We start from the raw sequence: 13,015 nt of genomic DNA, 5'->3' as shown, positions 1-13,015 counted from the left end.
GCCCTCGGAAATAAGGGCGTAAAGACCTTTGGCCCCTGGACAATGGTCACTGGATGCGCCGACTTACAAGACGTCTAGCCCGCGGGGGTAATCAAGCCGTAATGCCCGTCGTAGCGGTGATACAACACGCTCGCGCGCCCCTGGGCGGCGTCGATAAAGAACAGGAACGGCAGACCGAGCAGACCCAGCCGGTTGGCCGCTTCCTCCTCGGTCAGACAGGGCACCGGTTGTCGGCTGATGGTCACGGACAGCCCGGCTGGGTTCACCTGGTCGGCCAGAGCGGGCGCTACCAGCGCAAGGCGGTAGCCCGTCGCACCGGCACGGTACAGCACGCCCGCAGTGCCGGTGCCTCTTTCAGTAAACAGGTGAAAATCGTAGTCGAGAAGATCCATTTCACGGGCGGCCTCGTCGAGGGTGCACGGCGCCATCGTGAACGACTTGCGACGGATGACACGGCGTTCGTCCGCCGGACGGGGGAAGTAGTCGGGCCGATGCGTCGGCTCGGAATCGTGCCGCCATTCATGTGAACCGCCCGCTGGCGGCTCGCCGCGACGTGCCTCCCCACGTTCGGCGGCGCGTTCCAGGCGGCGGCGCAGCCGCGCCGCGAGAAGATCGACCGCTTCTCGCGCGTTCTCCGCGTCGACCTGAGCGCGGACAGGCCGGCCATCGACATCGAGATTGGCCTGCGCGACCACGGGCCGCTGCACCGCCGGATCGCGGTGCCTGCTCAGCCTGACGCGGGCGCGCAGTACCGGCCGGCTGGCGTACCGCCCGAGCTCGCCGATTTTGCTGCGCGCGTATTCTGCGGCTCCCGCAAGCTCGTCATGCGTTGTCACCTCAACGTCGATGGCCTGTGGCAATTCTGTTCTGTGGCGCATACTTACGTGCTACGTCACGGAACTGGTTGCGGGCCAGGGCCAAAAGTCACCGGCCCGCGCGAGAAGAAGTGACATCGAACTAAACCGGGCGCGCAGAAGCGCGACGTCGATCCGGCCGACGCTGAAGTGAGCCAGCATCCCGTCGCGGCGCCGAACCTTAGCCGGCCACCCAACCGTCGACGCCAATTTCATCGCCCTATCCGAAAGCGCCCTAGTCACTTTTGGCGTGGGAGATGATCGACTGTACGGCCCCGAACCGGTGTCGCGCACGCTCGTCAGCGTCCGCCTGCTGCGCTGCCGTGACGACGATTGCGTCAGCGCCCGGAAATACGGTCGCCTCGTGGTCGGTGGCGAGCCACCGCACCACATACGGTGGCGCGCCATCCGGTGAGTGAACTTCGGTGATCAACCCCCGCTGGTCCGGCTGATCGATTGTGCCGGACTTGATCACCAGCCAGTCACCGACCTTCGCCTTCATGCCCTTCTCCTCTCCTTTAGAAGTTCAATCGTGCACATGTGGGCAGGTTGGCAGGAGGGGTATCACGTCACCAGCTGGGATGGCCAAAGGTCCCTTTCGCCTTGGTTGGCGGTCCAGATTTGGGCAGGTCTGTGGCCTCGGCCGGGCCACCAGTGATCGCCGATCACGGCAATGCTCTCCGTGTCGCGGCGTCTTCCGTGGCCGGCGGACGGGATTCGAACCGCCTGCGTCGACCCGTTCGACCTCGAAACACTTGGCGCGTTGGTCCGCATCGTCTGCTACAGGCCGTCGGCGGTGTGTCCATGCGGCTCGATCTCAATGGAATTGAGAATTCCGAGCATCGTCGTCACTCCCTTTGGTGATCGGCCGGCCGTTAGGAAAGCAGCGGCAACCGCCACAGGGACTGGCCGGGATCGAGCAGCCACAGCCGGCTCGCGTTCAAGCGCATCAAGCTCACGGCCCCGCCAATGAGAACGAATGCCAGGGGGAGCCCTCCCAGTACCGCGGTTAGCACCGCGGCGCGACGCTCGCCGGGACTGGCCGTCGTGATGTCGAACCACGCGTCACAGAGCAGGAGTATTCCGGTCGTGAAAGCGGGCAACACGAGCAACTGGCGATGCAGCCAGGTCAGGATGGCCGTCGCCGCCATGAACACGACCAACAAACTGTCAAAGCCCAACCACGTCAACGGCCAGTCGCGGACGGTGTAGTTCTGAGGCAGCGTAAAGCCGAGGTAGATGATCCAGGGGATCATGAACACCGCGCCGCCAGTCATCAGCCCCAGATGTGCTTGTGTTAGCTTCGCTGCGAAGCCTTTTGGGCTCAGTTCCGCCATGGGCCGCTCGAGACGCCGAATTAGCTCGCGTCGCTGCGCCGCTGTCAGCGCGGTGATCTGTGCATCGGAGAGAACGTTTTCTGTCATCGTCGGTGCCGTTTGCTCCTCCCCTGGTCAACCCGAGGTTCGGGTGGACAGGATGCCTCACTTAGGTACTCCATCCGATCGTGTCCCGGGCTTGGCGAAAAGGGACTGAAGTCCCAAACTTCTTGAAATAGGGACTTAGGGCATAGAGGCCGGTCGCATTGCCGATCGTGGGATCACCGAGTTGGGAGTCGACGACCGCAGAACACCCCCAGCGGCGCGGTGCTATCGCGCCAGCAATTTCGGCGGGCATCGCAAGTTGACCCACCCGCAGCACACCAGCAGAACGCCGGCGGTCTTCACCAGGACACTGGTCGGCCGCGGTGATGACTTTGGCCTCTACCGACGGACTACCGGTTCGAAAACGATGAAGTGGGTCACGGGTTAGGAAGGGAATGGTGATGACGTCGACTGACGGCAACGCAATGACCGGATCTCAGCTTGATGCCACCGCGTGGGAATTCCTCGCTTCCGAGTTCGCGGGACAGATCTACGTCGACTGGCCTATCGATCGGCGCCTCAACGCTTACCTACTTCATCACGGACCGGCTGCGCTGCTGACGGACGGGTCCGCATACGACGACCTGCTAAACCGGGTCATGTCCAACATCGGTCCAGCGGTCCGCAGCGGGGTCCTTCCCTCGCCAAGCAACTAGCACCCCAGCACGACTGCGACAAGGTGGCCCAACGACCCGTCCTTGTCGCGCGCCCGTCACGCCAAGCCCACCTGCACGTTCCGCCCAGCTAACGGAAGCCCCCAACCGTTGGGACCTTCGTCCCTATCGCACGCAGCGTTCAAACGATCGGATGATCCCTATGGGATGTGAAGTTGCTCAACGATGGCCGTGACTTCTTCACCTCGGTCAACGCGAGATGCTCGACAAAGGTGCGGCCATGAATGCTCGACAATAGGTCCGAGCCACGACGCATGGGCGCACGCCTCAGCAGCGGGCGGGTCGGTTCGGCTTCGGCGGTCCACGCCGAGGAACTCATCATGAGCAATGAATTGTCGACACACTTGGCAACCGAGTTTGACGACGCTGTCGGCCGCACTCGAGAAGCACTCACGCAAAACGGGTTTGGCGTGTTGACCGAAATAGACGTCAGAGCGGCGTTGAAGTCCAAGCTCGGCGTCGACATGGAGGACTACCTCATCCTCGTTGCATGCAATCCGGCGTTGACTCACCGGGCTATCAACGAAGACCGTGAGATCGGGCTGCTGCTCCCCTGCAACGTGTTGGTGCGCACCGACCCGGGTGACCCAGTTCGAGTGATCGTCGAGGCGATGAATCCGGGTTTGTTGCTCGAAATAACCGGCGACCTCACGCTCAAGGCGATCGCCGATGAGGTCACCAAGAAGCTGTGCGCCGCGATCGCCTCGCTGGGTCCCACCGTATAGCCCAGAGCTACCTGCCGGAAGTTGCTTGGCTGCACCTGATTTCGCTTACTACCATGCCGACCAGTTCCGGCACTGAACGTGCGACCTGTGGGGTCAAGCCGAAGCCGTGACGGGTGTCAGCCACTTCGACGGTGAATACCACAAGTGCGTCGGGCACTCGTCGAAGTACGTGTCCCAAGGCATGAGCGCGACCGATATCGACGCTGTGCGAACTCAACCCGTCGCATGGGGTAACTACATCACTCAACGTGCAGCGACGGATGCGGCCCGGCGTTGGCGAAGTCACGACCGCGGCGTCGATAACCACGGCAAGCTTGACACCCGACCATGCCTCGAGCAGACTCATGGGCTCCGCAACGTCGATCACCACCCGAACACCAGGCAACGCCAGTTCGTCTAGCGCGACGGCGGCGGCGATGCCCACGCCGTCGTCGGTGCGGTAGGTGTTGCCGAGACCGATGACGACGATCCCACCGGTCATCCCCGCTGCACCGTGAGCCTCAAGAAGTGCGCCGAGCATGAAATACAAGGGTCGTGGCTGCGAATCAATTGCTCGCAGAGCGTGGTCAGCGCAGCGTCCTCGAGAGAGATGTTGTCGGATACGAGGCGGCCCAGGTCGGCTTCGATCGCCGCTTGGTTCTGCGAAGTCGGCGGGATCAGCGTCGCCGCGGAAACCAGTCCGTCCTCGTCGATCTGGTATCGGTGGTAGAGCAGTCCGCGGGGTGCCTCACTGACGCCATGCCCGACGCCGGCACGCGCCGGGACGTCGACGAACGGCCGCGACGGACGCTGGTAGTCGTCGATGATTCGCAGTGCCTCTTCGATCGCATAGACTACTTCGACAGCGCGGACAATGATGCTGCGGAAGGGATTTCGGCATTCGCCGGATAGCCCGGCTCGAGTGGCGGCCTGCGCTGCAATCGGTGACAGCGCCGACGAGTTCAACGAAAACCGCGCCAGCGGGCCGGTCAGATAGCGGCCGCCATCGAGTGTCGCGTGCAGGGCGGTCGAGTACGGGACCTGGGACTCGACGACATGGTCGGTGAAATCGGCAACCGGAAACGGCGGGCCGGCGCCGCGCGCGATGGAGCCGTTCTCGATCGGGTATCGGCCGGGTGCCGAAAGTGCCAAGAACTCGTGCTCAAGCTCGAGGTCGGGGAAATCGAATCCGGATACCCAATCGACGGTGGCAACTGCGTTGTCCAGCGCACGCCGCAACAGTTCGGCGACCGGATTGAACTCCAAGCGCGTTGGCACAGAATAGAATCCGCCCAGCCGCACATTGACGGGGTGTATGGCCCGCCCGCCAACGAACTCCATCAGCTGGTTGCCCGCCTTCTTCAGCGATAGCCCACGCTCGACGGTCGCAGCGTGGTCGCGCGCCATGCCGATAATGTCGGGATATCCCAGGAAGTCCGGCGCGTGCAAAAGGTAGATGTGCAGAGCATGACTGTTGATCCATTCACCGCAATACAGCAGGCGCCGCAACGCGATGAGCTCCTCATCCACTTCGACGCCGCAGGCGTCTTCGATCGCGTTGCAGGCGCTGACCTGATAGGCGACCGGGCAAATTCCGCAGACCCGCGCGGTCAGGTCCGGCGGTTCGGTGTAGGCGCGTCCGCGCAGGAACGCTTCGAAAAACCGTGGTGGTTCATAGATGTTGAGCTGGACACTTTCCAGCGCTCCGTCCTTCAGCGTGACGTGCAGCGCGCCTTCGCCTTCCACCCGCGTCAGCGTGCCGACACCCAGAGTACGAGTGGACGGGGTCACTGCTTGCTCCGCTCGGAGGTGAAACTGGTCACGTTGAACGTCGAGAACACCCGGTCGACTTCGCCGTCGGACATGCCGTCGCGGCGAAGCAGCGGGATCAACGTTGCCGTTCTCGGGGCCGCGGACGGGCCGAAACACCCGTAGCAGCCACGATTGTGCCTGGGGCACAGCGCTCCGCAGCCGGCGTGGGTGACCGGGCCCAGACAGGGAGTGCCGTTGGCGACGACGACACACGTCACCCCGCGGAGTTTGCACTCAGTGCACACCGTCTTCGCCGGCAGCCGCGGTTTGCGTCCGATCAGCAGCGCCGCCAGAGTGTCGAGCAGTTGGCCGCGGTCGATCGGGCAGCCCGGCAACTGGTAATCAACCTTGACGTGCGCAGAGGCCGGCGTGGAGGTGGCCAGCGTATCGATGTACTCGGGTCTGGCATACACGACAGAGGTGAATTCGGCAATGTCGGCGAAGTTGCGCAGTGCCTGCACTCCCCCGGCGGTCGCGCACGCACCGATGGTGACGAGCACCTTCGACTGATCGCGGATTTCGCGGATGCGCTCCTCGTCGTGCCGGGTGGTGATCGAACCCTCGACCAGTGACACGTCGTAGGGCCCGCCGACCATTGCGCTGGACGCCTCGGCGAAGGTGGCGATCTTGACCTGGCCGGCAAGAGTGAGCAACTCGTCCTCGCAGTCCAGCAGGGTCAGCTGACAACCATCGCAAGAAGCAAACTTCCACACGGCCAGCGTGGTTGGGCTCATCTAAAGCTCCTTCACCTGCAGCAACGGGCCGGCAATGTCGTAACCGACGACGGGGCCGTCGCGGCAAAGCAATAGCGGGCCCAACTGGCAGTGACCACACCAGCCGATTCCGCATTGCATGTTTCGTTCCAGCGAGACTCGAATGTCCTGGGCGGCCACGCCTTTGGCCAACAGGGCCTCGGCACCGAAGCGCAGCATCGGCTCCGGCCCGCACAGGAACGCCGTGGTGCGATCGGGGTCTAGCGTCAGCCGGTTCAGCGGCCCGGTGACCAGGCCGACTTCCCCATGCCAACCTTGGACTGGGACGTCGACTGTGACGTGTAGTTCGATCTGCGGGTCTTCGGCCCACTTCTCGAGCTGGGCGGCGAACACGAAGTCTGCCCGCGAGCGAGCACCTACGATGAGCGTCACCTTGCCATAGCGCGACCGCTCGGCCAGCGCGACCAGCACCGCCGGACGCAATGGGCACAACCCCACGCCTCCGGCCACCATGACCAAATCGCGGCCGACGGCCTCGGCCAACCCCCAGGTGGTGCCGAACGGACCCCGCACCCCGACAACGGCGCCCGGTTCGGCATTGTGCAAGGCGCTGCTGACCGCCCCAACCGCGCGAATCGTGTGCGTGATCGAGCCGTCAGCGACGGTGGGATCGCCGCTGATCGAGATCGCAGCCTCACCGACACCGAACGCGTAGAGCATCATGAATTCACCCGGCTCCGGAGACCGCAGGGTCTCGTCGACAGGTACCAGACATAACGTCGCCGAATCCGGGCTCTCCACCATGCGGCTGCGCACCCGGTACGCGACCGGCGCCATCGGAGAGCGGTTCCACGCCGGTGCAGCGGAGCCGATCGCCCCGTCACCCATCGCCGGCCATTTTGTTCATCTCCGCGGTGATGTCGATGCCGGTCGGGCACCAGGCGATGCATCGCCCGCAGCCCACGCAACCTGACATGCCGAACTGGTCGTGCCAGGTGCCCAGCTTGTGGGTCAACCAATGCCGGTAGCGGGATGCGCCGGACTGACGGACGCTGCCGCCGCCGTGGACGTAGGTGAAATCGAACTCAAAACACGACGCCCAGTGCCGCCAGCGCTCGGCGTGCTCACCGGTCAGGTCGCTGACGTCTTCGGTGCTGGTACAAAAGCACGTTGGGCACACCATCGTGCAGTTGCCGCACGTCAAGCAGCGACTGGCCACCTCGTCCCACTGCGGCGACTCGCGTGACCGGACAAGCAGTTCCCGCAGATCCACGTCCGGCATCCGGCGGCCCATCCGATCGGCCGCGGCCTCGACGTCAGCACGCGCACAACGGCTTTCCTCGCTAACGGCCGTCCGGTGCGGCACCTCCGCAAGCACATCAGCACCCTCTTCACTGCCGACGTCGACGTGGTACGACGGCACGTCACCTCCGAGCAGCTCCGTTAGGGCCAAGTCGTAGCCCGGTCCGACCGCAGGGCCGGTGCCCATCGATGTGCAGAAGCACAGCCCGCCCGGTTCCGTGCAGTTTACCGCGACGACGAAGGCCTGGCGGCGACGGCCGACAAAAGAGTTGTCGGGATAGGCAGACCGGCCGAGCACCCGGTCGAGGGTGGCAATTGCGGCCAAGTCGCATCCTCGCACTCCGAGGAATGCGTACCTCGGGATCTCGTCTTCGGTTTGGGCGCCGTCCGCGCCGTCCCGCGTACCGGCCCACAGCCGTTGGCGTGGTGGGTGAAGGAACTGTTTCCAGGACTGGGGCCCGGCCGAATGCCCGAACACCGCGTCATCGGCGCGGCGACGCAGCCGGTAATGCCCCGGGGCTACATCGACACCCCAGCCCCGCGGAAGATCGTCTGCCGATTGCAGTTCGGCCAGCACGATCGCGTTGTCCCGCAACGTCGGACCGACTACGCGATAGCCTCGCTCGATCAATACCTCGACAAGACTGTGCAGCCCGGCCGTGTCCAACAACGCGGCATCGGAGGCTTCATCGTGTCCAGTCATCGACACATCATCCGCCCGAATAACGCACTCTGCATAGGGGCGATTGTTCCATCAGCCTGCGCCCGGCGAGCACTAGTGCTGACTCGTCCGGCCGCCGTCTTCCTGCAAGCACCTGATCTCACGCTCCCATTGAGCGTCGCGTGCTCGATCCAGCCGTGAGCGCATGCTGGTCACGAGGAATGTCAGCCAAAAACCCACACTCAGCATTATCGCCAGTGCGGTGGCAACCGCATCGCTCACGGCACGCCACGTCGGGGTTGGCGCGGCAACTGGGTTGCCGTCGTTGTCCACCCAGATTTTGATGCGATCGCCCACCTTGCCCGCGCTGGTGAGTTCCAGCACTCCGGTGCGCTCGCCGGCCGCGACCGGCCACCTCGCCTGCGCCACTGTTGCAGCCGACCGGTCGGTTCCGGCGTCGGTAACCGTTGCCGTGACCGCGTGTCGCTGATGCGCCTCCTGGGTGTATTTGCTGTCACGAGCGCCATAGACCACTGCGCCCGCCACACCGGCGACGGGAATCGCGATCAGCGAGACGATAAGGGCGACCAACGTGACCAAGGCTTCAATGCGATCGGTACGCCGAAGCAACGGATTGCGGCAGAAGATGCGGCCGATCCGCCAGCAACGCGGATCCAACACGTATGTCTCCATCACAAACCCCTTAGCCCCTTTAGGCCCCAACGATTCCGATGTTTCATTAGTTACTCCACGTTGTGTTCGCGGTTCGCCATCCACTCGACGAAATCGGCGAGCTCGCGTCGCGGCGTCGACGGCAACGGGTCCGCATTGATCGGCGCCCAGCCCACACGTAGCAGCATCTGCGGATAGGAGTCATCACCGAACACATCCGCGCGGATCGCCTCGCGTGTTTCGGGCACCTCGAGCGGTTCAGTGACCGGGCAACTGGCCAAGCCCATCGCGGTCGCGGAGAGGAGCACGACGCTGGTGGCCTCACCGGCGCGCAACTGGGCCAACCGGTCGTCGGCCCGAGTTCCGAGCGCAAGCACCACGGCATTGTCCTCGTCGGGCGACGAGCCCTCCGCCATAGCCAGCGCAGGGCCGGCAAAAAACCGACCCGGTATCTTCGCCGTCGGGTCGGATTTCGGCGCATTACGGGCCGGAACGCCGGCCACCGACGCGTAGCGTCCACTCCACGCGGTGATTTCGGCGAGATAATCATGGCTCATGTGATCCCAGATAGATTGAGTCACAATCTTTCTCAACTTGTCGGTGTCTTCAACTTGGCACAGCGTTATCCCATTGCGAGCTGCCCGCGCGGCCATTAGTGCAATATCGCCCACCGGAACGGGCCAGGAACTATAGTGGCGCCGGTCGGTTCGTCGCCGCGGTATCGCCGCGGCAAGAGCGATATCGACGGAATCAGCGGTTGAGCGGGCCAATTCGATCGCGGCAAGGTGACTGGGCTCGGCCGGATTGGGCAGGCGAGCCACCTTGGCTTGCCACCCAACAGCCGCGAGAGCAACAACGCAGTGGTTTAGCGCTGCACCACAACTCACGATCAAATCTCTGCCATCGGGATCGGTGTTGGGCAGTTGCCGGTCCGCGTCAGCGTAGAGATGCAGGCTCTCCGCACCCACGAGCCACCGCCACGGTTGTGTGTTGTGGACGGAAGGAGCGCGAGATGCAAGAGCCAGGACCGTCCGGATTGTGCCGGCGTCGGGAAAGCGCACGTTCATGGCTATTGACCCCTTCCTAGAACGTCGTTCTTTCAACGATCGCGTAATCACACCGGCTGCACGAGAGCACGACGTCCCCAGTCCAAAAGGACTTTGTGCCACGACCGGTCCGCGCAGACACGATGAATTCGCTGGAAAGCTACGCTGCGGCTGCAACGGCCACATCGACGGACAATTGGTCACCGACGGCATAGGCTGCGGCCCAGTCACCAGAGCGCGCCGCCGGTGCGAGATCCTCGACCAGCGGGCTGTGCACGTCCAGCTCCGCAAGCCAAGCCGAGACTATGGGTGCGATCTGGTGAACGGGGACCCGGACGGTGCGCTCTCCGTGCAAGCGGTCGGTCACGCGGTACATCGTCTCAACCCGCCTCACATACGATGCGAACCTCATCGTGGCCTCCTCGATCAGCCTTACGATCGATCCCACCGCACGACTGATCCGGCCAGTAGAGCCGAACGAAACCGGACAGCAGTGCTTCGGTCGCAGTTTCCAATACGCCGAAGTCCCAGCCCCAAGGGCCTTTCGTCACCGCGACCCCAAGGTCTAATGGCCCTGTAGTCTGGCACCCCAATAGCTATGCAACACTGGCGTTTCAGCAGGGTGCGATGACCGATAGGTCAATGTATGACGCATTTGCGGCCAGGGAACTAGCACAGGAGCGCGACACGGCCGAATAGCGGCCTGTTTGAACACCGGCCACGCTAGTTGGACTCGTCGGTCTTGGTGGGCTTATCCGCGTCTCCAGTGCTCTGGCCTCGCGCCGCCAACGCGCCGGCGATCGAGGCGCACGCGATCGTCAGCAAGGCGCCGAACATCAAGGCCGAAGCTTCGCCTGCGACTAGGAGGTGCTCCTCGGTGCCGATGGTGGCCGCGGCCACCGGCACGCCGAGCTGCGCGGCCGACAGCACCCCAAGCGGCAGTGGCTGGCCGAGTAGCCTTCCCGCGCAATGCGCCAGCACAGCACCCAGCCCCAGGCCTGCGCCAAGCAAAATGAGTTTCGGGTGCGCACCCAGCTCGCGCACTTGCAGCGAGGCGCCCAGCCAGACGAAGAACAGTGGGCTGAAGAACCCCTCGGTGATGCCGAACAACTGACGCGCCAGCCGCCGCGGCTCGCCGGCCAAGGCGATCACCAAACCCAACGAGAAGCCGGCGAGCATGATCGACACATGGGTGCTGGAGGCCAGCGCCGCCAGCGCGAACAGAACGAGCAAGTTGCTCCGCAATTCCAGCGCGAACCGGTATTTCTTGGAGTAGTCGTGCGTGCGCTGACGCCAGCCTTTTCGGTCGACCGCGCGCAGCAGCACAAAAAACACCATCGCGCCGGCCGCGATCGCAAGCCCTCCCAATGCCGCCGTCGGCGCTCGCGGGAGGTCGATCACCAACGGCAGCAACACGATGCACGACGCGTCCGCAATCGCGATCTGCACGGTCACGGACAGCACTTGAGGCCCCTGCAACCGCAGCGAATCGATCGCCGGTAATGCCATCGCCGCCGACGACGAAGCCATCAACACCGCATACAGCCCCGCGTGGCCGGTGCCGAACACCGCTGCTACCCCGACACCGAGCGCCGCCGCGACGGCACCAACCAGAACCGCCCGGGCCAGCGCCCGCGGCGCCGCCGAGCGCATCGCGGGGTCGCGGATCGGAACATGTGTTCCCACGACAAACATCACCAGCGCGAATCCGATATTCGCCAACAACTGAAATGTCGGGTTGGCGTCATCGACGAGACCGAAACCGGTTCTGCCGATGACGAGTCCCGCGAGCAGCTCACCGATGATCACCGGAATCCGCAAGCCCGGCACCGCCGCCAGTAGCGGACCGGCCAGCCCAACGGCGGTCAGCAACGCCAGCGTGTGGAAGCCGAACCCCCCCACCTCAGCTGCCCTTCTGCGGCGGCGAGCTCACTAAGTCTCCAGTTCCGTAGGGGTCATCTTCCCGGTCGCCACCGTGCCATCTTGCGTCCTTCGATCATCGGATTCGAGACTCGGAGTTCGAGTTGTCTTGCTAAAAGGACCGGTCGATGCTTGCACGACAAGGCTCTTCGCCCTTGGAGCAGGGCCGCCGAACATGGCTGATTGGAGTCGATTCTCAATCATTGTCGATGGATTATACGAAAACCGCGTTGGATCTAGCGGAGTTGCGTGTTCTTGCCAACAGCAATCAGCGGCCGCCCTCGCCAAGAACCCCAACACACGCACGGACTGCAAAATGTCCAGCAGCGGGATGAGCACCTTCCCGGCGCGGCGCGATCGCGCCGCGTTATACGGCAATCAAAATGGTCAGTGGAAACCGACGCGTCCCGACCACACTCATGCGGACATCACCCGGCTTCACGGTGTCCAAGACAGCAATGTGGTCAGCGACCTATCAACATTGCGGCTCAATATGTTACGAGCCGTTGATGATCCATTGCCTTGCTTGCTCGATCTGCTCACCGGGAAAATGCCGAATCGTCGCTGACACAAAGTGCGATGCCAGATGCTCGGCGACATCCCCGAGGTGCGAGTCGGTGACGACCGCGACTCTCTTGATGTGCTTCTGGTGATCCCGGACGAAGCGAAAGTGGGTCACCATCGCGCCGAAACTGTCCCAGCCCGGGAACGCCGGAGCGTTGATGATGAGGCCGGCAAGATCGCCGGTTGCCTCGATCTGGGGGTCAACCGCGTTTGCCAGCTCAACGAAATCGTCTTTGCCGAGCGCGGACTTCGGTCGTACCTCCAGGATGGAATGGGCGGTATCCAGGTCGTACTCGATCATGGTCTGCTCCTAGACGATCGTGGCGGTTGAAGGCCGCAAGCGGAGATGGAATTGGCCTCCCTTTTCGAAATGGTGCCTGCTGCCGCCATCCGCGGGTAGGGGCCAAAGTCATCGATGAAGAACTCAATTGGGCTCTACCGTGCTCGCCGTCCAGGGCGGTTTGGGGGTTGGCGGCCACCGCTTGTGCCTCCGAGTGATGACCTTGCGGCCTTAAGGCACCGCCGGACGACTCGATTGGACAGCGGCCTAGGAGACTCCTGAATAATCCCGCGTGGCGGTTGGCTGGTTGATCGTGGGTTTTTGGGATGATTGTGGGGTGCAGGGTCGCTCTGATGATCAGCGGGAAATCCTTGATGCGGAGTCGGTGACGG

At 63.6% G+C, this 13,015-nt stretch carries 15 protein-coding genes; 2 read left to right on the top strand and 13 right to left on the bottom strand.

Annotated elements, in window-relative coordinates:
* Positions 1–74: 74 nt before the first annotated feature.
* The 3 genes from ACLP9N_RS14265 to ACLP9N_RS14255 form a co-directional block, all read right to left on the bottom strand.
* Positions 75–878, bottom strand: a complete 804-nt coding sequence (locus ACLP9N_RS14265; RefSeq protein ID WP_442408025.1) for a sigma 54 modulation/S30EA ribosomal C-terminal domain-containing protein — start codon at positions 876–878, stop codon at positions 75–77.
* Between the two features lie 211 nt (positions 879–1,089).
* Positions 1,090–1,356: a DUF1918 domain-containing protein gene (locus ACLP9N_RS14260; protein WP_442408024.1), complete on the bottom strand. Its 267-nt coding sequence runs from the start codon at positions 1,354–1,356 to the stop codon at positions 1,090–1,092.
* A 373-nt stretch (positions 1,357–1,729) separates the two neighbouring features.
* Positions 1,730–2,278, bottom strand: coding sequence for a hypothetical protein (locus ACLP9N_RS14255; protein WP_442408023.1), 549 nt, complete (start codon positions 2,276–2,278; stop codon positions 1,730–1,732).
* Positions 2,279–2,676: 398 nt separating this feature from the next.
* Here ACLP9N_RS14255 and ACLP9N_RS14250 point away from each other — a divergent pair, with 398 nt between their 5' ends.
* Complete coding sequence (locus tag ACLP9N_RS14250) at positions 2,677–2,931, top strand: hypothetical protein (RefSeq protein ID WP_442408022.1); 255 nt, start codon at positions 2,677–2,679, stop codon at positions 2,929–2,931.
* A 338-nt stretch (positions 2,932–3,269) separates the two neighbouring features.
* Positions 3,270–3,674 carry a DUF302 domain-containing protein gene (locus tag ACLP9N_RS14245; protein ID WP_442408068.1) on the top strand — a complete coding sequence of 135 codons (405 nt, stop codon included), beginning with the start codon at positions 3,270–3,272 and terminating at the stop codon, positions 3,672–3,674.
* Between the two features lie 7 nt (positions 3,675–3,681).
* Here the strand turns inward: ACLP9N_RS14245 and ACLP9N_RS14240 are convergent, their stop codons facing one another.
* The 10 genes from ACLP9N_RS14240 to ACLP9N_RS14195 all read right to left on the bottom strand — a co-directional run bounded on the left by ACLP9N_RS14240 (position 3,682) and on the right by ACLP9N_RS14195 (position 12,644).
* Entirely contained in the window at positions 3,682–4,155 is a 474-nt protein-coding gene (locus ACLP9N_RS14240) for a hydrogenase maturation protease (RefSeq protein WP_442408021.1), read from the bottom strand.
* Positions 4,152–5,444 carry a Ni/Fe hydrogenase subunit alpha gene (locus ACLP9N_RS14235; protein ID WP_442408020.1) on the bottom strand — a complete coding sequence of 431 codons (1,293 nt, stop codon included), beginning with the start codon at positions 5,442–5,444 and terminating at the stop codon, positions 4,152–4,154. The genes ACLP9N_RS14240 and ACLP9N_RS14235 overlap by 4 nt, the downstream gene beginning before the upstream one ends.
* Entirely contained in the window at positions 5,441–6,199 is a 759-nt protein-coding gene (locus ACLP9N_RS14230; RefSeq protein WP_442408019.1) for an oxidoreductase, read from the bottom strand. Before ACLP9N_RS14230 ends, ACLP9N_RS14235 begins: the two co-directional genes overlap by 4 nt.
* Positions 6,200–7,066 carry an FAD/NAD(P)-binding protein gene (locus tag ACLP9N_RS14225; protein WP_442408018.1) on the bottom strand — a complete coding sequence of 289 codons (867 nt, stop codon included), beginning with the start codon at positions 7,064–7,066 and terminating at the stop codon, positions 6,200–6,202.
* Positions 7,059–8,183 carry a 4Fe-4S dicluster domain-containing protein gene (locus tag ACLP9N_RS14220; RefSeq protein WP_442408017.1) on the bottom strand — a complete coding sequence of 375 codons (1,125 nt, stop codon included), beginning with the start codon at positions 8,181–8,183 and terminating at the stop codon, positions 7,059–7,061. Before ACLP9N_RS14220 ends, ACLP9N_RS14225 begins: the two co-directional genes overlap by 8 nt.
* A 72-nt stretch (positions 8,184–8,255) precedes the next feature.
* Complete coding sequence (locus ACLP9N_RS14215; protein WP_442408016.1) at positions 8,256–8,834, bottom strand: Rv1733c family protein; 579 nt, start codon at positions 8,832–8,834, stop codon at positions 8,256–8,258.
* 50 nt (positions 8,835–8,884) lie between these two features.
* The gene (locus tag ACLP9N_RS14210) at positions 8,885–9,880 is read right to left on the bottom strand and encodes an Acg family FMN-binding oxidoreductase (RefSeq protein WP_442408015.1); all 996 of its coding nucleotides are present in this window, start codon (positions 9,878–9,880) and stop codon (positions 8,885–8,887) included.
* Between the two features lie 139 nt (positions 9,881–10,019).
* Positions 10,020–10,271, bottom strand: coding sequence for a hypothetical protein (locus ACLP9N_RS14205; protein ID WP_442408014.1), 252 nt, complete (start codon positions 10,269–10,271; stop codon positions 10,020–10,022).
* Positions 10,272–10,582: 311 nt separating this feature from the next.
* Positions 10,583–11,761 carry a cation:proton antiporter gene (locus tag ACLP9N_RS14200; protein WP_442408013.1) on the bottom strand — a complete coding sequence of 393 codons (1,179 nt, stop codon included), beginning with the start codon at positions 11,759–11,761 and terminating at the stop codon, positions 10,583–10,585.
* Positions 11,762–12,275: 514 nt separating this feature from the next.
* Positions 12,276–12,644, bottom strand: a complete 369-nt coding sequence (locus ACLP9N_RS14195) for an STAS/SEC14 domain-containing protein (protein ID WP_442408012.1) — start codon at positions 12,642–12,644, stop codon at positions 12,276–12,278.
* Between the last annotated feature and the right edge of the window lie 371 nt (positions 12,645–13,015).

The organism is Mycobacterium sp. (assembly GCF_052144515.1).
GTDB lineage: Bacteria > Actinomycetota > Actinomycetes > Mycobacteriales > Mycobacteriaceae > Mycobacterium.
This window is presented reverse-complemented; position numbering and strand designations above follow the sequence as displayed.